This is a genomic window from Mesorhizobium sp. CA7 (genome assembly GCF_020165015.1).
GTDB lineage: Bacteria > Pseudomonadota > Alphaproteobacteria > Rhizobiales > Rhizobiaceae > Mesorhizobium.
In genome coordinates this window covers 139,574-158,727 of record NZ_JAIUHH010000010.1, presented here as the reverse complement: position 1 = coordinate 158,727, position 19,154 = coordinate 139,574, and the positions used below count along the sequence as shown (strand labels likewise).

The following is a 19,154-nucleotide window of genomic DNA, read 5'->3' as shown; positions in this document are numbered from 1 at the left end:
GGGGGCCTCGCGCCGACGTCTCAATAAAGATCCGGCGCCAGCGCTCTTGGCCCACCCTTCCAACCTTTATCCATCCGCCCGTATCGGCTAAGGGCTTCGCAACAAGCCCTCGCCCCGGACTGCATGCAAAATGACCGCCAAGCCTCCCCCTCTCTTCCTCGGCATCGACACCGGCGGCACCTACACCGATGCGGTGCTGTGGTCGGAGGAAGGCGGCCCGAAGGGCAAGGTGCTGGCCAAGGCGAAGTCGCTGACCACGCGCCATGATCTCGCCGTCGGTATTTCCGGCGCGGTCGACGCGGTGCTGGAACAATCCAGGACCGATCCTGCCTCGATAAAACTGGTTTCGATGTCGACGACGCTCGCCACCAACGCGCTGGTCGAGGGCCAGGGCGGGCGCGTGGCGCTGGTGATGATCGGCTTTTCCGAGGCCGACCTCGCGCGCGACGGGCTGAAGACGGCGCTTGGCACCGATCCGGTGGTGTTCTTGCCCGGCGGCCATGACGTGCATGGCAATGCGGCAAAACTGGACCTTTCCGGGCTCGAGGCGGCGCTGCCGGAACTGGGCGGCTCGGTGTCGGGCTTTGCCGTCTGCGCCTATTTCGCCACCCGCAATCCGGCGCATGAGTTGGCGGCCCGCGACCTGATCCGCGACAAGACCGGCCTGCCGGTCACCGCCAGTCACGAGCTTTCGGCCAAGCTCGGCGGCCCACGCCGCGCGCTCACCACCTTGCTCAACGCGCGCCTGATCTCGATGATCGACCGGCTGGTGGCGGCGACCGAAGGGTTTCTGGCCAAGCGCGGCATCGCCGCGCCGTTGATGGTGGTGCGCGGCGACGGCGCGCTGGTGTCGGCGGCGTTTGCCCGCCAGCGGCCGATCGAGACGATTCTGTCCGGCCCGGCCGCCAGCCTGGTCGGCGCGCGCCACATGACCGGGCTGGACGACGCCATGGTCTCGGATATCGGCGGCACCACCACCGATGTCGCCGTGCTCGACGGCGGCCGGCCGCGGCTTGATCCGGAAGGCGCCACCGTCGGCGGCTTCCGCACCATGGTCGAGGCTGTCGCCATGCGCACATTCGGCCTCGGCGGCGATTCCGAAGTGACGCTGGAAGACGGCGCGCTCGACCCGAAGATCCTGCTTGGGCCGCGCCGCCTGGTGCCGCTGGCGCTATCCGGCATGGTGCATGGCGAGGCCGTCACCGCCGAGCTGGAGCGCCAGCTGCGCACGCCGAATCCCGGCCGCATGGACGGGCGCTTTGCCCTGCGCACAGGCGTGCCGGACCGGCTCGCCGCCGGCCTCACCGGGCCGGAAGCGAAGCTCTACGAGACGATCGGCGCCACGCCGCTGGCGCTTGACCGGCTGCTCGCTTCAAACGCGCAGAACGCCACGCTGAACCGGCTGGTCGCGCGCGGGCTGGTGCATATCTCGGGCTTCACGCCGTCCGACGCCGCCCATGTGCTCGGCAAGCAGGGCAATTGGCACGCCGCCATCGCCCGGCTCGGCGCCGAGCTTTTCGCCCGCCGCCGCGACGGCCGCGGCCAGACGATCGCGGCGACGCCGGAGGAGATTTCCGATCGCGTGCTCGTCACGCTGACCCGCTGGTCGGCCGAATATATTTTGGAAACCGCCTTTGCCGAGGACGGGCTGGACGGCGCCGCCACCGTCGCGCATGCGCTGGTGCAGCGCGCGGTCGACGCCCATCCCGGCATCGCCCGCTTCACCGTCGCGCTCGACCGCCCGGTCATCGGGCTCGGCGCCTCGGCGCCGCTGCATTATGCCGGCCTGCCGCCGCTGGTCGGCAATGGCTGCATCGTGCCGGAAGACACCGATGTCGCCAACGCGCTCGGCGCCGTGGTCGGCCAGGTGCGCGTCTCGGCCGAAGCCCGCATCAGCCAGCCCAAGGAAGGCCTGTTCCGGCTGGCGTCAGGGCAGACGGTGCGCGATTTCACCGAGGAGGACAAGGCGATCGAAGCGGCGCAAGCCGATGTGCGGGCGCTCGCCGCCGATCGCGCCAAGGACGCGGGCACCGACAGCGCCGAGATTCACGTTTCCACTGAGTTCAAGGTCTCGACCATCGAGGGCCAGCGCATGTTCATCGAGGCGCATGTGGTGGCCGTGGCGTCGGGGCGGCCGCGGATTGCGGTGTGAGCGCCTTTTCCTTCTCTCCTTGTGGGAGAAGGTGGCCGCGAAGCGCGCCGGATGAGGGGTGCTCCAGGGAAAGCCAGCGTCTCACTCCGCTGGAACACCCCTCATCCGTCTCGGCGCTTGCGCGCCGATCCACCTTCTCCCACAAGGGGAGAAGGAAAAGGCCGCGCCCCTCTACACCCTAAGCTGAATTGACCCCGCAACCCCAAACATGCCAAACGCCCGGCAAGCCACCTATCTGGAGACGTGCAGATGACCGACCGCATCGAGATCGCCGGGTTGCGGATTGCCCGGGAGCTCCACGACTTCGTCGCCGAGGAGGCGGTAGTCGGCACCGGCATCGACGCGGAAAAATTCTGGACCGGCTTTTCAGCCATCGTCCACGACCTCGCGCCGAAGAACCGCGCGCTGCTCGCCAAGCGCGACGCCATGCAGGAAAAGCTCGACTTCTGGTATCGCGCCAATGGCGCGCCGATCGACATGGAGGCCTACAAGAATTTCCTCAAGGAGATCGGCTATCTGGTGCCGGAAGGGCCGGACTTCAGCGTCAGCACGGAACATGTCGATCCCGAGATTGCGGTCGTTGCCGGGCCGCAGCTCGTCGTGCCGGTGATGAATGCGCGCTATGCGCTCAACGCCGCCAATGCGCGCTGGGGTTCGCTCTATGATGCGCTCTACGGCACCGACGCCATTCCCGAAACCGGCGGCGCCGAGAAGGGCAAGGGCTTCAATCCGGCGCGCGGCGCCAAGGTGATTGCCTGGGCGAAGGATTTCCTCGACCAGTCGGTGCCGCTGACAACAGGCAAATGGGCCGGCGTCAACGGGCTGTCGGTGGCGAATGGCGCGCTGAAAGCGGGCGAGGGCGCCGGCGCCACGACGCTCGCCGATCCAAGGCAGTTCGTTGGCTATCGCGGCGATGCCGCCAATCCGGAAGCGGTGCTTCTGGTCAAGAACGGGTTGCATATCGAGATCGTGATCGACCGCGCCAACCAGATCGGCAGGACCGATCCGGCCGGCATCGCCGACGTCCTCCTCGAGGCCGCGTTGACCACCATCCAGGACTGCGAGGATTCGGTCGCCGCCGTCGATGCCGAGGACAAGGTCGTCGTCTATCGCAACTGGCTTGGCCTGATGAAGGGAGACCTGGCCGAAGAGATCACCAAGGGCGGCAAGACCTTCGTCCGCAAGCTCAACACGGACCGCACCTACACCTCGCGCGGCGGGGGCACGCTTACGCTGCCCGGCCGCTCGCTGATGCTGGTGCGCAATGTCGGCCATCTGATGACCAATCCGGCGATCCTGGATCGCGACGGCCATGAGGTGCCGGAAGGCATCATGGATGCGGCGATCACGGCGCTGATCGCGCTGCACGATGTCGGCCCGAACGGGCGGCGGATGAATTCCCGCGCCGGCTCTATGTATGTGGTGAAGCCGAAGATGCACGGACCGGAAGAGGTCGCCTTCGCCGTCGAGATTTTCGACCGTGTCGAGGCGCTGCTCGGCATGGCGAAGAACACCATCAAGATGGGCATCATGGACGAGGAGCGGCGCACCACCGTCAACCTCAAGGAAGCGATCCGCGCGGCGAAGGAGCGCGTGGTGTTCATCAACACGGGCTTCCTCGACCGCACCGGCGACGAGATCCACACCTCGATGGAAGCCGGCCCGATGATCCGCAAGGGCGATATGAAGCAGGCCGCCTGGATTTCCGCCTATGAGGCCTGGAATGTCGACACCGGCCTGGAATGCGGGCTCGCCGGCCACGCCCAGATCGGCAAAGGCATGTGGGCGATGCCGGATATGATGGCGGCGATGCTGGTTGAGAAGATCGCGCATCCCAAGGCCGGCGCCAACACTGCCTGGGTGCCGTCGCCGACGGCGGCGACGCTGCACGCCACGCATTACCACAAGGTCGACGTGCACGCCGTGCAGGCGGCGCTGAGGAGCCGGCCGAAGGCGAAGCTCGACGATATCCTGTCGGTGCCGGTAGCAAGGCGGCCGAACTGGACGCCGGACGAGATCCAGCGCGAGCTCGACAACAACGCGCAGGGCATCCTGGGTTACGTCGTGCGCTGGATCGACCAGGGCGTCGGCTGCTCGAAAGTGCCCGATATCAACGATGTCGGCCTGATGGAGGACCGCGCCACGCTGCGCATCTCCTCGCAGCACATCGCCAACTGGCTGCGCCACAAGGTGTGCTCGGAAATCCAGGTGAGAGACTCGCTGCAGCGCATGGCGGCCATCGTCGACCGCCAGAATGTCGGCGACCCGCTCTACCGCCCGATGGCGCCGGATTTCGACAATTCCATCGCCTTCCAGGCCGCCTGCGACCTGGTGTTCAAGGGTACGGTGCAGCCGAACGGCTATACCGAGCCGGTGCTGCATAAGCGGCGACTGGAGCTGAAGGCGCGCGAGCAGTAGCGCGGCGCAAGCGGGCGCCGATCACGTAAATGAGATATCGAGGTGATCGGCGAGGCATTGACGATTTTCAATCTACCTACTAGTTGGTAGGCAATTGAATGAAAGGAACCGTCATGCCTGCACGAATGAACCATGCCCAGTCCTCAAACGGCTGGCTCAAAAGCTACTATTTTCTGCGGTTTGCCGTGTCGGCGGCCTGGGTCGCGGTAGCCTTCACCTTCGCGAAGTCGGTTCCGACGCTCGCCGCGGTCATGCTGGTTGCCTATCCCCTCTGGGACGCGCTCGCGAACTATATCGACGCGCAGCGCAGCGGCGGCTTGGGCCGCAACAAGTCGCAGTTGCTTAATCTCGCCGTCAGCATCCTCACCGCGATCGCGGTTGCCATCGCGCTTGGCCGCAGCATGAATGCGGTGCTCGCGGTCTATGGGGTCTGGGCGGTCGTCTCCGGCGCGTTTCAGCTTCTCACCGCGGCGCGTCGCTGGAAGAGTAACGGCGCCCAATGGGCGATGATCCTGAGCGGCGCGCAATCGGCGCTGGCCGGCCTCTTTTTTGTCAAGATGGCGGGCGGCGCCGAGGCCATCGGCATCGCCAATGTCGCGCCCTATGCCGCTTTCGGCGCCTTCTACTTCCTCGTGTCCGCCGTGTGGCTGTCGGTCAGCGATATCCTTCGCAAGTCGCCGCAGGCCGTGCGTTGAGATTTCCTCCGCCGGAGGTTAGGCATGTCTATGGACAAGCCGTCGAACACCGCCGATGACATACTGGCCGCCGCGCGAAGCTTCATCGTCGCCGGCGGCTATAACGGATTCAGCTATGCAGATATCGCCGACGTGGTCGGTATCCGCAAAGCCAGCATCCATCATCATTTCCCGAGCAAGGTCGACCTGGTGCAAAGCCTGGTCAGGCGCTACCTCGAGGATGCCGTGACGGGCATGACGGAGCTCGAGCGCAGTGTGCCTGCGCCGCCTCAGTTGCTGCGCACCTATGCCGACTTCTGGGCGCAGTGCATCGAGGATGCGAGCAGGCCGATCTGCGTCTGCGCGCTGCTTGCCAGCGAGCTTCCGGCCCTTCCGCCTGAGGTGGCCGCGGAGGTCCGGGCCTATTTCCGGTTTCTCTCGGGGTGGCTGACCGGCGTCATCGAGCGCGGCGCCGCGCAAGGCACATTGACGATCGCCGCCGCGCCGCGCGTGGAGGCGGAAGCCTTCATGGCGACCGTGCACGGGGCGATGATTTCCGCGCGGGCCTATGGCGATGGATCGAGCTTCGCCATGATCCTGGCACCGACGCTGCAGAAGCTGATCCCGGCGCAAGATTGAAGAGGGATGAAAGCCCGATACGCCCGCTTCACGCCGCCTGCGCCATGCGCTCCGCGCTCATCCTATAGGAGATCGCCTCGGCGAGATGGATGCGGCCGACGGTTTCGCTGGCGTCGAGGTCGGCCAGCGTGCGCGCCACCTTCAGCACGCGGTGATAGGCCCGCGCCGAAAAGCCGAGCTTTTCGCTGGCGTCCTTGAGCAGCGTCAGCCCGGCGCTATCGGGCTTGGCGATCTCCTCGATGATCGAGGGCGGGCAGTGCGCGTTGGTGGTGGCGCCGGCGCCCAGCCTTTCCAGCCGCTCGCGCTGCATGGCCCGCGCACGCGCCACGCGCTGCGCCACCGCCGCGCTCGTCTCGGCCTTGTCCGGCCGGATCAAGTCGCTTGCCGACACCGCCGGCACCTCGATCCTGAGGTCGATGCGGTCGAGCAGCGGGCCGGAAATGCGCGCCTGGTATTCGGTGCGGCAGCGGTCGCCGCGCAGGCAGCGATAGCCGGGCTCGCCCGACATGCCGCAGCGGCACGGATTCATCGCCGCCACCAGCTGGATGCGCGCCGGATAGGTGACGCGGTGGTTGGCGCGCGCGATCATGCAGTCGCCGGTTTCCAGCGGCTGGCGCAGCGCATCCAATGTCTGCGGCGTGAATTCCGGCAACTCGTCGAGGAACAGCACGCCGTGATGGGCGAGCGAGACCTCGCCCGGACGCGCGCGCAGCCCGCCGCCCACCATCGCCGCCATCGAGGCCGAATGATGCGGGGCGCGGAACGGCCGCCGGTCGGTCAGCTTGCCTTCGCCGAGCTCGCCAGCAACGGAAGCGATCATCGACACTTCGAGCAGCTCCTTCGGCGCCAGCGGCGGCAGGATCGAGGGCAGGCGCTGCGCCAGCATCGACTTGCCCGAGCCGGGCGGCCCGACCATGAGGATATTGTGTGCTATTAAAATCATTTAATATAGCACGTTATCAAGGTAGTGTAGGGTATTAAATTGGAATGCGGCGGTTGGAAACTGACATCATTGTAGCGTATTAAGTCGTACCAAAATCGGAGGTTCCCCTGAAAAGACCGCTCGCCTATTCCTACGTCCGGATGTCCACCGACATCCAGCTTAAGGGCGACAGTTTGCGACGGCAGACGGAGAGGTCCAAGCAGTACGCTGTCGAACATGACCTTGAGCTAGTCGAAGACTTCAGGCTAGAGGATATCGGCGTTTCGGCATTCAAGGGTGACAACGTCTCCTCGGGCGCCCTTGGAAAATTCCTAGATGCGGTGAAGACTGGCAGGATTCCAAAGGGTTCGTACCTTCTGGTGGAGTCTTTTGACCGCCTTTCCCGCCAAAAGCTCAATGCCTCGGTCTCTCTGTTCTTCGACATCACCTCGAACGGAATCAATCTCGTCACTCTATCCGACAACCAGCTCTATAAGGCAGGAGAAGCAGAATTTGCGCAGCTGATCATGTCGATCGTCGTGATGGCACGTGCAAATGAAGAATCGGAGATGAAAAGTCAGCGGCTTTCCGCTGCCTGGGACGCCAAACGAAGGGCTGTAGGCGAAAAGAAGCTTACCGGTCTTTGCCCTGCGTGGCTGGAGCTGTCAGAGGACCGCAAAAATTTTCACGTGATCGACGATCGGGCACATGTTGTCAGACGGATATTCGAGGACAGTGCCACCGGCCTAGGATCATTCGTCATTACGCGACGGCTGAATGATTCCGGTGTCCCCGCATTCGGGAGATCAACCGGATGGGTACAGTCTTACGTCACCAAGATTCTCCAGGCCCGGGCGGTACTTGGCGAGTTCCAGCCACATACCAAACAGAATGGAAAGCGGGTTCCGCTCGGTGATCCGATTCCAGACTATTACCCACAAATCATCGATGAGGACTCGTTTCTTCGAGCACAATTTGCCCGCGGAAAGCGCAGGATCGAAGGTGGAGGACGCAAGGGAGAGGCGTTGCGCAACCTGTTCACCCACCTAGCTAAATGCGGGTACTGCGGCTCTCCGATGCATTTCCTAAACAAGGGCATCGGCCCGGGGGGTGGAACTTACCTGAAATGCAGCCAGGCCTTGCGCGGATTGGATTGTGTTCCGACGGCTTGGCGGTACCAGGATTTCGAAAGGTCGTTTTTCCTATTCGTCAAGGAGATCGATCTGGCTGAGATGCTAAGGGCGTCGTCGCAAAAATCCGAGGTGCTGATCCTAGACGAACGTGCGGTCGCTTTGGCGGAGAAAAAGAGCGAGCTAGAACTAAAGCGAGAACGGACATATGCGCTGATCGACGACGGCGCCATTTCGGTCGAGTTTCTGACAACCAAATTGCGGGAATGCGAAGCCGAGTTGGTTTCAGTCGAGCAGCAGATCGCGGACGTTGATCGTCAGCGGCAGGAAATTCGCGAGCAGCAGTCTATTTCACCGGATGAGCTGCGGCTTTTGATCGACCAACTTCAACAGATGGACGGCCCTGAGGCGTTTTCACAGCGTTCGATGTTGGCAACAAAGCTCCGCGAAATCGTCGCAGAACTCAAGTTAGAGGTGGAGGGCTCCCGACCTCGGCAAGGCAAAGCCGCTGCCCTACTGGATGCTACGGATGTTGACCCGCAGGAGCGCAACCGGCTTTTAGATATCATCGAACGATCCGATCGACAGGCGCAGCGGTACAACAAAAGCTTCACTGTGGTTCTTACAGATGGTGTGTCTCGGCGGGTGATCCTGGAAAACGATGATCCGGCAAGTTTCGTCGCCGAAGTTCTCGTCAACAAAGACGGCGCAATCTCAGGCAGTGATCGCGGCATGCCGATCGGCCGGTCCGATGGGTGGGACAACGTATTCGACGAGCCTGCTTCGGCTCAGTGAGCGAGAGATTTTCTATTCCGCCGAAAGGCCTTGCGATCTCATCGCCATAAATAGGCCGTCGGGTTACCCGGCTATCTTCTCAGAACCTCCAGAACCACCTTTTCCGATTTTCTCAGTTTCCCATTCGACATCGGTTTTCGAGCGGTGCCGACGGCTTATCCTCGCACAACTTCGAACACCAAATCCATTTTCCGCCCACCGGATTCCGATGGGTCTATATCCCTTTGAAAAAAAGCCAATCTCATGTTGCAGTCATTCTCAAATCGCTCTCCAACGACCATCACATCTCAGTACGCCTGCTGGTTCGATGACAGGATCAATCAGTTCATCGACGAGCACAAAAGCAGGTTCGATTTCGTCTCAACATTCAAGAAACGGAACGGGTTCTTGATCACGATCTCATTCGATCACAGCCGTCGCATTGCGCGGCTTGAAGATTCCGCCTCAATCGACAGTCCCAAGCTGAAATCGGAGCTGGATACGTTCACCGACATGTACAACCACATCTGCCGGCAACTGATTGGACGGAACTACCATCGACCGTCCTTCGATCCGTCAAAGCCACTAGCAATCGGTTGCCTGGACATGAACGGATCGAGATACTGGAGAGCGATGGGAGAGCTGGAGAACCCGCATATACATTCGATCTGGATTTTCAGAGATGAAGTTCGAGAGCGTTTTCAAAAACTGTTAGCCGACAAACAATGGTTTCAAGCGTTCAAGGAACGGTTCTCGATTAGGGAGATGGATATCCAGGCTCTCGATCACGATCATCGAAATTCGACGGGTGAGGGTCGTGCGACTTCGTACATAGCGAAATTCATAGGGCACAATAATTCAGAGCTGTTGGTCAGTGACGATTTTAGGGTGTTGCCGATCAATCGTTGAGGAGATTCAATTGATTAATCCAGTCGAGGGCAGCGCCGTGATTTCAGTCACGCTGAGCGAGGTCGCCAACTACGTTAGCAATCATTGCAAGGCCAATGACACGCCAGAACAGACGCTTAACCGGCTGTTCCACAAACATCTGAATGGTAAGGCGCTATGGAACAAGAATGTGCCGCAGCTAAATTCAGAAAATACAACCGTAGCGGTCGAATACAGGTCGAAACAGGCTCTTGCTGAGCTTGCCAACCCCAATGGCGAGTGCCGTGACAGTGATGGTCCCATGGTCATCGCATCATACCTAGGATCCGATTATCTGTTAGATGGCAATCATCGCGGCCGGGCTTGGAAGCAATCCCAGGCGAAGGGCAACCACATGACTTATATCATCACGGTGGGTGATCCGGGTAAGGTCGAATCCGATCCCGATGAGACTACCACCTAGCCAATTAGGGGTGTCCTACAAGAATTAGCTATTTTTTCTTCAGGGGGACTTGCGCTGACAACTTGTCGCACCTATCTACCCGTTCCGCCTCCAGGGACACCCCTGCTAGGCGCCAACGGAGGGACTCGAAACGCATGGCAGGATCTTCATCCTCGAAAACTCAACTCGGCAAACTTGGCCTTAAGGCCTCAAAGGAATACTCCAGCGACATATATGTGTACGCTGGAACGATAGACGAAAAAGGGTACGAAGCGCTTCGCAAGGAAGTGCTATTTGCCCAAAGATCAGACAACGTCATACTAGTTCTGATCACCACCGGCGGCTCTGATACCGCTGCTTTCAAGATCTCCAGACTTTTTCAAACGCTCTACGACAACTTCGATATCTTCATTCCGGCTCAGTGCAAAAGTGCCGGAACGATCGTTGCGCTTGGCGCCAATCGACTATTGATGTCTCCATTCGCGGAACTCGGGCCGATTGATGCGCAAGGATTGCAACGAGATGAACTCGGAATCGTGGATTCCAGTTTGTCCACACAAGCCTCTCTTGAAGCCGTCATGCAGGCGTCAGCCAAGTTCTTCGAAACTTCCGTTGTCAATCTCATCGCGCTTAGTCAGGGCAGTATCAGCTTCAGGCTCGCTTCGGAAATATGCGGATCAATGGCGACCAGCATCGTGTCGCCGCTGGTTGCAAGGATAGACCCTGCAGTTCTCGGCAGACAGAAACGCGGAACGGAGCAGGGAATCAGGTACGGAAGCCAATTGGCATCAGTGTCAGGCAATGCTGACGAAGGTACGGTGATCAGCTTAGCTCAGGGCTATCCTTGTCATGATTTCGTGATCGACTTCGCGCAAGCGACGTCCCTATTCCGGTATGTTCAGCTGGCAGAAGGCGCTCTCTTAGCGTTGGCAAATGAGCTTGGCGACGGGGTCCGCCAACCATCCGAGGGGGTCATAAACATTAGGACCCTTCACAGAACAAAGCTGCCGATGGCTCCTGAGACGCCGGATTGCGACCAGGGGCCAAAAGACTCCGGCTCGATACCCGACGACGACGGGTGGATTCCGGACAATGACGAGATGCCAGACTGTGGCATCGAAACTGTGCCGTATCCCGGCTGGTCTGACGGGCCAGAAGGTCGGCGGCAGGCATAACTCTCCCAATTTGGTTGAACTCAGGGTTTCGCCCTTACGGGGCGAAGCCCCTTCAGCTTGCGCAAAACAAAGGGAGATTTCATGGACATTCTTAAAGAGCCCGCCGTTACTCACGAGGCAACTGACCCAACCGCACTTGGTGACATCGATGCGTTGCCTAGACCCGGCAAAACACAGCGAACATTTAACGAGCAAACATATTTCGCCACGATCGATCCAAACGATCAGCCCGTTAAAGTCGTCATCCCACCTGAAAACGTCCTGCTTCCGCCAAAACGTAAGGGAGGCAAGAAAAAGTCACCTATCACCGCACACCTGATCATTGGTTTCGACACCGAATATCAGTCCCGAGAGCCGGTCGGTCCGACCAAGGCCGAAGCCGCGGGCGCCCAGAACGAAATCCTCTCCTATCAGTTCTGCGCAAGGCTGATCACCCAAGACCAACGGGACGAAACGCCGGTCCAGTCCAGCGGGATCATAATTCCCAACGAAGGACAGCGGTGGCTTCTGCGAGATTTCATCGCGGCAGCTATCGGCACGTTCATCGGTGAGCATCCGGACAACAAGGTGCCAACCGATATCTACCTGGTCGGGCATTTCACCCGGGCAGACTTGCCGATGTTCGACGAATTTGCCGACGAGGCAAAAAGCACGATGAGCAACGTGCGCAGCACGTTCGTGTCGATCGACCGAGCTATTCCAATGGAGTTAGTCGATGAGCAGGGGCAGGAGATCGCCGAATTCAAGATCAGGATAAGGGACACGATCCTTCTGGCTCCCGCCAACGCGAAGCAGCTGGCAGATGTCGGCAAGATGCTCGGCTTCAACAAGATCGAACTGGCGGGCACAGCGGCGAAAGAACGAGAAATCAAGTCGCAGATGAAGCGATTTCGGGCGGAAAACTGGCCACTCTTCCGCGAATACGCGATCCGAGACGCGGACATCTGCACGCAGTATGCCGAGCAGCTGATCCGCCAGTACGACGAGCTATTCGGGAAGTTCGCCATGCCTCTGACGCTAACCTCGTTCGGTTCCAAATTGGCAATCTCACAATGGGAGCAAAAGGGATGGAACCCCGATGACGTGCTGGGCCGCGAGGAGAAAAAGGTCCAATCGTTCAGCAAAAAGCTCGGTTATTCAGTTACCAAGACGATCCATCCTCACCAGGAACTGGTCTACTACGAGCTGGATTTCGTGTCAGAGGCGTATCATGGCGGTCGAAACGAGCAGTTCATGTACGGGATCTGCGATGAGGGGACCTGGCGGGACCACGATCTAAGCTCAGCCTATCCAACGGCGATGACGCTTCTGTGCAAGCCGGTCTGGGAGAAGATAGAGAGGGATGTAGCAATCGACAAAATCGACGCGCTGGACCTCGCTTACGCATCAGTCGATTTCGAATTTCCACAATCGGTCCGGTTTCCTACTCTGCCAGTTCGAACGGCCAACGGGATTATCTTCCCACGAAAGGGACGTGCCTGTTGTGCGGCTCCCGAATTGGCCCTGGCGAGGCAACTCGGCGCAAAGCTGGAACTTCGTCGTTCTGTTAGGGTGCCTGTCGAACAAGGTGTCGGGGTATTCTCCGACTTTATCAACGACTGCATTAGCCGGAGGAAGGAATTCAAGAAGGGAACGTTCGGCAACCTGTTCTGGAAAGAGGTCGGAAACAGCACGTATGGCAAGACTGCGCAGGGGTTGCGCAAGAAGCGGGTCTATGACCTTCGCGCTGATGACATGGTCGAACTGCCAGAGAGCGAGCTAACCCAGCCATTTTTCGCCGCGTTCATCACGTCATACACTCGGGCCGTTCTCGGTGAAGTACTCAACAGGTTTCCCGATACCGTCCAGGTTTTCAGCGTGACGACTGATGGGTTCTTGTCCAACGCCAACGACGCAGACCTGGAACACGCCAAGGCCGGACCAATTTTCGACTCGTTCAAGAAGGCAAAAGCCAAGCTTGGCCGTGACGATCCACCCATGGAGGTCAAACATACAATCCGTCAGCCTGTTGGTTGGAGGACTAGAGGGTCGGCAACGCTGAAGCTCGGCGACAAAGCCGGCGAAAACATCGTCCTGCAAAAGGGCGGTATCAAGCTGGACACGCGGGACCTTCAGCCGGAAGAAGAAAACGCGCGGATTGTCGAACTGTTTTTCAACCGGACGGAAGGGCAGACACTGACCTACGAATCAGGTGTCGGGCTGAAGGAAATGATCCGCTTCGGTGCTGATTTCGTGATGAGGACGGTGACCAAAAAGCTGTCGATGGAATTCGACTGGAAGCGAAGGCCAATCGACCTCCTAGACAGATCGGTCGAATTCCAGGGGAAGACCTACACCCACTTGTCATTTTCTTCGGTGCCGCTCGAGGATTTCGACGAATTCCAAAACGTCCGGGAGGCCTGGGACAAATGGGCCACGAATCCTTTCAGGATTCTCAGGTCCGTTCCGGACCTGAGAGCTTTCCAGCATTTTATCGACACCAAACGCAAAACCAGCGAATCGGTGTTGCGGTATTCCGGCAAAACCGATGGCGACCTAAAGAGGGCCAAGAGAGACCTTACACGGGCGTTCAAACACTACCAGGCAGGATTCGATCTGGTCCTGAAGCGTATGGGGAAAATCCGGCACAACAGATTCTGTGAAATCCTCAATGAGGTGGGAATTCCTTGCCAGTTATCCGACCTGGACAATGCCAAGCGGAACACATTCGAACCTCACCAATGGATTGAAAGTGACAGGTCGGTCGCGGCCTTGAACAGGTTAAAAAGGGAATATTTTTATGAATTGGATGTGGATTTGTTTTTGGCCCGGCAAACCCCGAACTAAATTTCAAAGGCCATCATCGTCTCAAATCCCCACACACCTCGTCAGACAGGCCTTCGAAATTTCGCCCGGGCTTTACCTGGCGGTGTGAATGGATTTAAATTATTTAAAAAATAGAGGAAAAGGGGTATATAGGGGTGAATGGGGTGTGGATTGTTTGAATTATTTATATATTTAGACGGCATCCCTTCGGGATAACCATCTTTTTCCGTAATTGTTTCTCTTCCCCACACCCATATAAAACTTTTACGGATCTCCTTTTTATCACTAAATCAACATCCTTTCGACGGTGTCTTTCTACAACTTGGAAGGTCATTCGGTCATCATTAAACGGGTTTACGAGAAAACCCACATATCCCAATTGATTTAACGGAATTCATCAATATTATAACGACATCCCTTCGGGATGGAGTTGATTTTCCGTAGTTGTTTCTCCTCCCACACCCATATGAAACTTCTACGGATTTCTTCTTTTTTTCATAAAATCAACGACAAAGCATCCGTTTCCCATAGTCCAAGGAGGGGGAACGAGGATCACCGTTGACCTTCTCAGCGATCTGACCGGACGCCGTTGTCGATCATCAACGGAAGGAGATCGCAAATGGCATTCGAAGGACTGAAACTGGTAGCAGCCCCTAAGCAGGCACCGTCTGATCCGGCATCCAAGCGTCGGCAAAGGCTGATCATGCAGATCGACCATCAGCTTTATATGGCTGAACCGGAAAACGTCAGCCGGAAGTTCCGTGGTCGCTGGTGGACCATCGATCTGGATGGCAAGCCGACGCTCGCAATCAAGTATGGCAAGGTTCCTCTGGAGCTTGCCAAAGGCAAGCATGCGATAGCATGCAGTGACATGACTGGCGTGATCGATGCGCTGAAGAAAGCCAGGGAAGCCGCGATCGACGGGACGTTCGACAGCCAGTTGACGGCTGTGTCGGAACAGGTGCGGGCCCGGTTCAAGAAGGGCCGTTGAACGCAATTCGGAAAAGGACCTGTCCCGCTGGAAACGCCGGGACAGGCCTTTGCTACGCCTTCTTTTTTCGACCTGCCTTCAAGATCGCCGGCTCCTGTTCGCCGGGATCAGGCTCGCGGAATAGCTGTGCGATGTGAACTTCGAGAGCGGTCGCGATCTTTTCTAAAGTTATGATGGTCGGATTACGCGCGCCGCGCTCCAGATACCCGACATAGGCACGCTCAACGCCCGCCGTGAGAGCCAGGTCATCCTGCGAGATGCCCCGTTCAACCCTCAACCGCCGAAGATTCCAAGCGACAAGTAACTGCACTTCCATTTTCAGGAAGCAATCAGTTGCCCTTGCCGGAAACCACGTAATATAAGACCATGATTATGGGTGAGGAGCTTGGCTTCTCAGGGTATCAGACTTGTTGGGGGAATGATGGACGAGACTGCTTCGCCGGCCGCTACGATCGACTGCCCGTATTGCTCGGAGCCGATCAATCCGAAATCCAAGAAATGCAAGCACTGTGGGGAAATCCTTGACCCTCAGATGCGAGAAATCGAGCTTCTAAAAAGCCAGCGAAACAGCCCGCAGGTTTTCATGAATGCCGGCGGCGGGGCTGCAGCCGCGGCTGCATCGGGGTTTGGCGGTCCGGTAAAGCGGTTCCCGCACTGGATTCACATCCTGCTGGTGATCCTGTCCGGTGGGCTTTGGCTACCAGTCTACATTCTGATGTATCTGTTCCGAAACAAGCGGTACTACTATTGAGGGCCGACGGATGAGAAATCGGTTCCTCAAGGCCTTCAGTCGTCACCTCCCCCACATCGTCGCGGCCGCAATGGCCGTCGCCATGACGGGTTCAGCATTCGCGGATAGCAGCTTTCGTGGGTTCACGGTTTCAGACAGTCCTGACCAGGTCGATAAGAACGCGAAGGAGGAGGGGCTGACCGTGAAGTGGGGGTCTCCTGTGTTTGATCCCGAAGGTAACGGTAAGCAGGCAACGCTCAAGGACGGTGACAACGCGTGCGGATGGATCACGTTCAATGGCGATCAGAAGATCCAGTCGATGGTGTTCGGAGAATGCTTCTTCGGCGGCGAGGGGATGGGCCTGCGTACGGTTACCCAGGAATTCGTCAATAAGTTCGGCGGTCCTGCCGAGATGGAGGTGATCTCCGACCCAATGTGCAAGGACGCGGAGCCGTTTCGGTTTAAAGGTAAGACGTCGGAAGGTGAACAGTTCCGGATCGAGCAGAGCTGCGCCAACTGGAAGTTGGAGGTCGTGGTCGAAATCAAACCGGGTTCGGGTAAGGGTCTGAAGTTCTAGGCCAGCCCGCGCTACGTTCACTAATTTCCCAACATTGAATCGACAGACATTCGCTGTTCGCGTTAGAGATATGGCCGGGGTGTTGGGGCTATGTTTCGCGTTTCTATCTTCCGTGTACTGTTGATTGTTGTATCGGCTTTGCTGGGTCCCCCAGCAGCCCGCGCCGGCTTGCAATTCGAAGCTGGGGAAGTCACGGGCGGGTTCCATTACGTGGTAGTCTCGGGCGACTTCGCTTTCCAAGAAGACCTGTCTGCTTTCGAAAACCTCGTCCGGGCCAACGGGGCAGTCGCTGTCACTTTCAAATCCCCTGGCGGAAACATCTACAAGGCGATTGAGCTCGGCCGGCTTATCCGCAGACTGGGCCTCAGCACGATCCAGTTCAGGGCCGGCGAGTGTGCTTCGGCTTGCTCCCTGGCGTTCCTGGGTGGTGTGCTGCGTTATGCTGATCCCGGATCAATAGGCGTCCATAAATCGTCGTTCCAAGGCGATGTTGCTCTAAGCACGCAAGATGCGGTTTCCGCCGTTCAGCAGATCACCGCCGACGTCATCACATACATGATCGAAATGGGCGTTGATCCTGCGCTACTGCAGCTTTCGCTACAGTATGACAGCAACGACATTCGCTATCTGTCAATGAGCGAGATGCTGAAGTACCGGGTCGTTACCTCCTCGCCTGGCGGTGACCGACCGGTCGTGGCGAGTCAGGCGCCATCCTACACCCCACCTCCGCCTGAGCCGGCACCTCCGACCGTTGCCTCCCAACCTCCACCAACTGCAAGTCCATCGCTCTCAATTCCCGATGCCCGTTCGGGCCGTGTCGGTCATCCCAGGGGGTCTGCGCCGCTAAAGGCACTGCCAGAACCGAGGTCAACCAATGTGGCTGTGCTGAGAAACGGAATCGCAGTCTCGATCATCGGCAATGCCGGTCGTTGGTATCGCGTCCAGGTCGGAAACAAGATCGGCTACATGCACGACACTTGGATTCATGTCGATCAGTACGACGGCGGGCCATTTGGGCGGCGTCATATCCAAGTCAAGAGCTTCGATAACTATGCCGAAGCCGAGGCCTATGTGCGCTCCGCATCGATCCCCCTCTCAGCCTATCTTGCCAACAATGGGTGGTTTGCTATCACGCTAAGTGACACATACGACGAGCCGATGGCCAAGGGTCTTGTCGGGGAGATGAAGGCGAGAGGCGCAATCCCAGACGACGCCTATTCGACGTTCGGCAATACCTACGTTCGCAAGGTGTGCTGTCAATAGCCGAAACCGACCGCCTACTGACGGGTTCTGCCGTGCAGAAGTTCGCACAGTGATGAGATTGCTTGGTCAATTCCCGGCTCATTTCGCTTATAGAAAACCCGCGTCCCGACCTTCGTAGCGGAGACCAGCTCGGCCTCTAACAGCCGGCGCATGTGCAGGCTGACCGACTCTTGCGTGATGCAGAGACGGCCGCAGATCAGCTTGTTGGTCAGGCCGGTCTGTCGAGCGTTGGGAACATCGGGAAAATACAGCTCGGGCCAGTTGAGAAAATCGAGGATCTTGAGCCTGCTTTCGCAAGCCAGGGCCTTGATTACGCGAGCGTCCATTGCCGTTCTCCATCAGTTCGTCCGATGGGCGGCGCTATCCTCAAGCAAGCGGATGTCGACAACGGCGGCTCGAAACCCGATTTCGGTCAGGTCGCCGCTTCGAGAGCTCGAAAATCCGAACTACCTCATTCGTCAGCTGCCGAGAGAGGCCCGATCTGCCGAGCACATCCGCTTAGCTTTCTCGACCTCTCTTGAACTTACCTTCAAAGCGTGCTAACTTACCTATACTTACTCATCATTTTCGGAACAGATTCATCGATGAAAAACGATAGGGAAGTTAGAAAGGCGGTCACCTCGTTGTTGGAAAGTGAGGGTTTTACGGTAAGCTCGGAGCCTGGTGGAAAAGGGTCTCGGGACTTGTCTCGCATTCGGGTTTCGAGAAACGGCGAGGTGTTCACTTGCGCCATCAAGACATCCACTAGTGGCCGAATATCGTTCGTGCGCGATACAGACGGCACCTACAAGGTACTCGACGAAGTGGACCGTGTTATCCATGCGCACCCATTGGCAGGCGATCCCTCCAAGGTGGCGATCAGCATGTTCGAGCGGGCCACCATCCGGAGAGCATTTGACAAAAACTTTAAGGCGCTGACCGACCATAACATGGGACACATACCGTCATGGGTAAATCCCGAACCGGAGGCCGGTTGGCGGCAGACTGGTTCTGGCTTCAAGGACGAAGCGCTTTGGCGAAAGACGGTGGCCCTTTCAGACGGCGCCAATTCTCGGGCAGGCCACCTCGCTTGGGGGACCGGCGATGTGGAGCTGCTTCCGACAGCATCCGATCCCAAGGTCGGGCCGCTAAGTATCAAGCAGGCCAAAGAAGGTCTTGCCGCAATGTTTGGTGTTTCGCCCGACAAGGTCGAAATTACTATCAAGGGATGAAGAGCAAGGAGAAGTGCGGCGGTTGTTGAATATTCGAAGGAACTCCTATCGGCCAAGGAGCCAGCGGCGATCAAGCAGATCAAAGTTAGTGCGCTGAGGCAGGGCCGGGCAGACATAGCGCGTCTTTGTGATGAGACGCTTGCCGACATTTCGGCCATAAAACAAGCTGGCGACAAGTTCGTCACCGAATTTCATTTCGTTTGCAGGGATGGAGAGAACTTGCGCCAGGAGGAAGATGGGCGCTTTTCGACCGGCAAATGGGTTGTCGCAGAGAAGCACGCTCGAATAGCTTCTCGTCATGGAGCTATCGTCGCTTTGCACACGGAGAAGGGCACGCCATCGTACTGGCAGGGTCGTATCGTG

At 58.5% G+C, this 19,154-nt stretch carries 17 protein-coding genes and 1 pseudogene; 14 read left to right on the top strand and 4 right to left on the bottom strand.

Translation table 11 applies throughout. The features are described from left to right. Nucleotides 1-130 precede the first annotated feature (130 nt). From LB552_RS18900 to LB552_RS18885, 4 genes are all read left to right on the top strand, one after another. Nucleotides 131-2,152, top strand: a complete 2,022-nt coding sequence (locus LB552_RS18900) for a hydantoinase/oxoprolinase family protein (RefSeq protein ID WP_224609223.1) — start codon at nt 131-133, stop codon at nt 2,150-2,152. A 249-nt stretch (nt 2,153-2,401) separates the two neighbouring features. Beyond that, entirely contained in the window at nt 2,402-4,570 is a 2,169-nt protein-coding gene (locus tag LB552_RS18895; protein WP_224609220.1) for a malate synthase G, read from the top strand. Between the two features lie 113 nt (nt 4,571-4,683). After that, on the top strand, nt 4,684-5,265 hold the full coding sequence (locus tag LB552_RS18890) for a DUF308 domain-containing protein (protein WP_224609290.1): 582 nt from the start codon (nt 4,684-4,686) through the stop codon (nt 5,263-5,265). 30 nt (nt 5,266-5,295) lie between these two features. Then, complete coding sequence (locus LB552_RS18885; RefSeq protein ID WP_224609287.1) at nt 5,296-5,883, top strand: TetR/AcrR family transcriptional regulator; 588 nt, start codon at nt 5,296-5,298, stop codon at nt 5,881-5,883. Nucleotides 5,884-5,911: 28 nt separating this feature from the next. Here LB552_RS18885 and LB552_RS18880 read toward each other — a convergent pair. Beyond that, nucleotides 5,912-6,811 (bottom strand): annotated as a pseudogene (locus tag LB552_RS18880) (YifB family Mg chelatase-like AAA ATPase); the annotation flags it as partial. Nucleotides 6,812-6,933: 122 nt separating this feature from the next. Between LB552_RS18880 and LB552_RS18875 the strand changes: the two are divergent. The 6 genes from LB552_RS18875 to LB552_RS18850 all read left to right on the top strand — a co-directional run bounded on the left by LB552_RS18875 (nt 6,934) and on the right by LB552_RS18850 (nt 15,010). Further along, a complete protein-coding gene (locus LB552_RS18875) occupies nt 6,934-8,730 on the top strand; it encodes a recombinase family protein (protein WP_224609284.1) in 1,797 nt (598 codons plus the stop codon). Between the two features lie 387 nt (nt 8,731-9,117). Continuing rightward, the gene (locus LB552_RS18870; protein WP_224609217.1) at nt 9,118-9,618 is read left to right on the top strand and encodes a hypothetical protein; all 501 of its coding nucleotides are present in this window, start codon (nt 9,118-9,120) and stop codon (nt 9,616-9,618) included. Between the two features lie 10 nt (nt 9,619-9,628). Beyond that, nucleotides 9,629-10,060 (top strand): hypothetical protein, encoded by a 432-nt coding sequence (locus LB552_RS18865; RefSeq protein WP_224609214.1) that lies wholly within the window; start codon nt 9,629-9,631, stop codon nt 10,058-10,060. Between the two features lie 134 nt (nt 10,061-10,194). Further along, complete coding sequence (locus tag LB552_RS18860) at nt 10,195-11,214, top strand: SDH family Clp fold serine proteinase (protein ID WP_224609212.1); 1,020 nt, start codon at nt 10,195-10,197, stop codon at nt 11,212-11,214. Nucleotides 11,215-11,295: 81 nt separating this feature from the next. Continuing rightward, entirely contained in the window at nt 11,296-14,040 is a 2,745-nt protein-coding gene (locus LB552_RS18855; RefSeq protein ID WP_224609209.1) for a DNA polymerase, read from the top strand. Between the two features lie 598 nt (nt 14,041-14,638). Further along, nucleotides 14,639-15,010, top strand: coding sequence for a hypothetical protein (locus LB552_RS18850; protein ID WP_224609206.1), 372 nt, complete (start codon nt 14,639-14,641; stop codon nt 15,008-15,010). A gap of 52 nt (nt 15,011-15,062) precedes the next feature. Here the strand turns inward: LB552_RS18850 and LB552_RS18845 are convergent, their stop codons facing one another. Next, nucleotides 15,063-15,326 (bottom strand): helix-turn-helix domain-containing protein, encoded by a 264-nt coding sequence (locus tag LB552_RS18845; RefSeq protein ID WP_224609204.1) that lies wholly within the window; start codon nt 15,324-15,326, stop codon nt 15,063-15,065. Nucleotides 15,327-15,431: 105 nt separating this feature from the next. On the opposite strand from LB552_RS18845, the gene LB552_RS18840 reads away from it, so the two are divergent. The 3 genes from LB552_RS18840 (at nt 15,432) to LB552_RS18830 (ending at nt 17,580) form a co-directional block, all read left to right on the top strand. After that, entirely contained in the window at nt 15,432-15,761 is a 330-nt protein-coding gene (locus LB552_RS18840) for a hypothetical protein (protein ID WP_224609201.1), read from the top strand. 10 nt (nt 15,762-15,771) lie between these two features. Next, nucleotides 15,772-16,317, top strand: a complete 546-nt coding sequence (locus tag LB552_RS18835; protein ID WP_224609198.1) for a hypothetical protein — start codon at nt 15,772-15,774, stop codon at nt 16,315-16,317. Nucleotides 16,318-16,407: 90 nt separating this feature from the next. Continuing rightward, nucleotides 16,408-17,580 carry a hypothetical protein gene (locus LB552_RS18830; protein ID WP_224609195.1) on the top strand — a complete coding sequence of 391 codons (1,173 nt, stop codon included), beginning with the start codon at nt 16,408-16,410 and terminating at the stop codon, nt 17,578-17,580. A 14-nt stretch (nt 17,581-17,594) separates the two neighbouring features. On the opposite strand, the gene LB552_RS18825 is transcribed toward LB552_RS18830, so the two are convergent. Continuing rightward, entirely contained in the window at nt 17,595-17,906 is a 312-nt protein-coding gene (locus LB552_RS18825) for an ArsR/SmtB family transcription factor (RefSeq protein ID WP_224609192.1), read from the bottom strand. Nucleotides 17,907-18,344: 438 nt separating this feature from the next. Between LB552_RS18825 and LB552_RS18820 the strand changes: the two genes are divergently transcribed. Further along, complete coding sequence (locus tag LB552_RS18820) at nt 18,345-18,791, top strand: hypothetical protein (RefSeq protein ID WP_224609189.1); 447 nt, start codon at nt 18,345-18,347, stop codon at nt 18,789-18,791. A gap of 45 nt (nt 18,792-18,836) precedes the next feature. Here LB552_RS18820 and LB552_RS18815 read toward each other — a convergent pair whose 3' ends face one another. Next, nucleotides 18,837-19,091 carry a hypothetical protein gene (locus tag LB552_RS18815; RefSeq protein WP_224609186.1) on the bottom strand — a complete coding sequence of 85 codons (255 nt, stop codon included), beginning with the start codon at nt 19,089-19,091 and terminating at the stop codon, nt 18,837-18,839. Nucleotides 19,092-19,154: the final 63 nt, after the last annotated feature.

Bases quoted from the DNA above. Each gene is read 5' to 3' on its own strand.
- LB552_RS18825 (WP_224609192.1), bottom strand. From the start codon at position 17,906: ATGGACGCTCGCGTAATCAAGGCCCTGGCTTGCGAAAGCAGGCTCAAG.
- LB552_RS18885 (WP_224609287.1), top strand. From the start codon at position 5,296: ATGGACAAGCCGTCGAACACCGCCGATGACATACTGGCCGCCGCGCGA.
- LB552_RS18845 (WP_224609204.1), bottom strand. From the start codon at position 15,326: ATGGAAGTGCAGTTACTTGTCGCTTGGAATCTTCGGCGGTTGAGGGTT.
- LB552_RS18815 (WP_224609186.1), bottom strand. From the start codon at position 19,091: ATGACGAGAAGCTATTCGAGCGTGCTTCTCTGCGACAACCCATTTGCC.
- LB552_RS18835 (WP_224609198.1), top strand. From the start codon at position 15,772: ATGAGAAATCGGTTCCTCAAGGCCTTCAGTCGTCACCTCCCCCACATC.
- LB552_RS18895 (WP_224609220.1), top strand. From the start codon at position 2,402: ATGACCGACCGCATCGAGATCGCCGGGTTGCGGATTGCCCGGGAGCTC.
- LB552_RS18850 (WP_224609206.1), top strand. From the start codon at position 14,639: ATGGCATTCGAAGGACTGAAACTGGTAGCAGCCCCTAAGCAGGCACCG.
- LB552_RS18890 (WP_224609290.1), top strand. From the start codon at position 4,684: ATGCCTGCACGAATGAACCATGCCCAGTCCTCAAACGGCTGGCTCAAA.
- LB552_RS18830 (WP_224609195.1), top strand. From the start codon at position 16,408: ATGTTTCGCGTTTCTATCTTCCGTGTACTGTTGATTGTTGTATCGGCT.
- LB552_RS18840 (WP_224609201.1), top strand. From the start codon at position 15,432: ATGGACGAGACTGCTTCGCCGGCCGCTACGATCGACTGCCCGTATTGC.
- LB552_RS18855 (WP_224609209.1), top strand. From the start codon at position 11,296: ATGGACATTCTTAAAGAGCCCGCCGTTACTCACGAGGCAACTGACCCA.
- LB552_RS18900 (WP_224609223.1), top strand. From the start codon at position 131: ATGACCGCCAAGCCTCCCCCTCTCTTCCTCGGCATCGACACCGGCGGC.
- LB552_RS18860 (WP_224609212.1), top strand. From the start codon at position 10,195: ATGGCAGGATCTTCATCCTCGAAAACTCAACTCGGCAAACTTGGCCTT.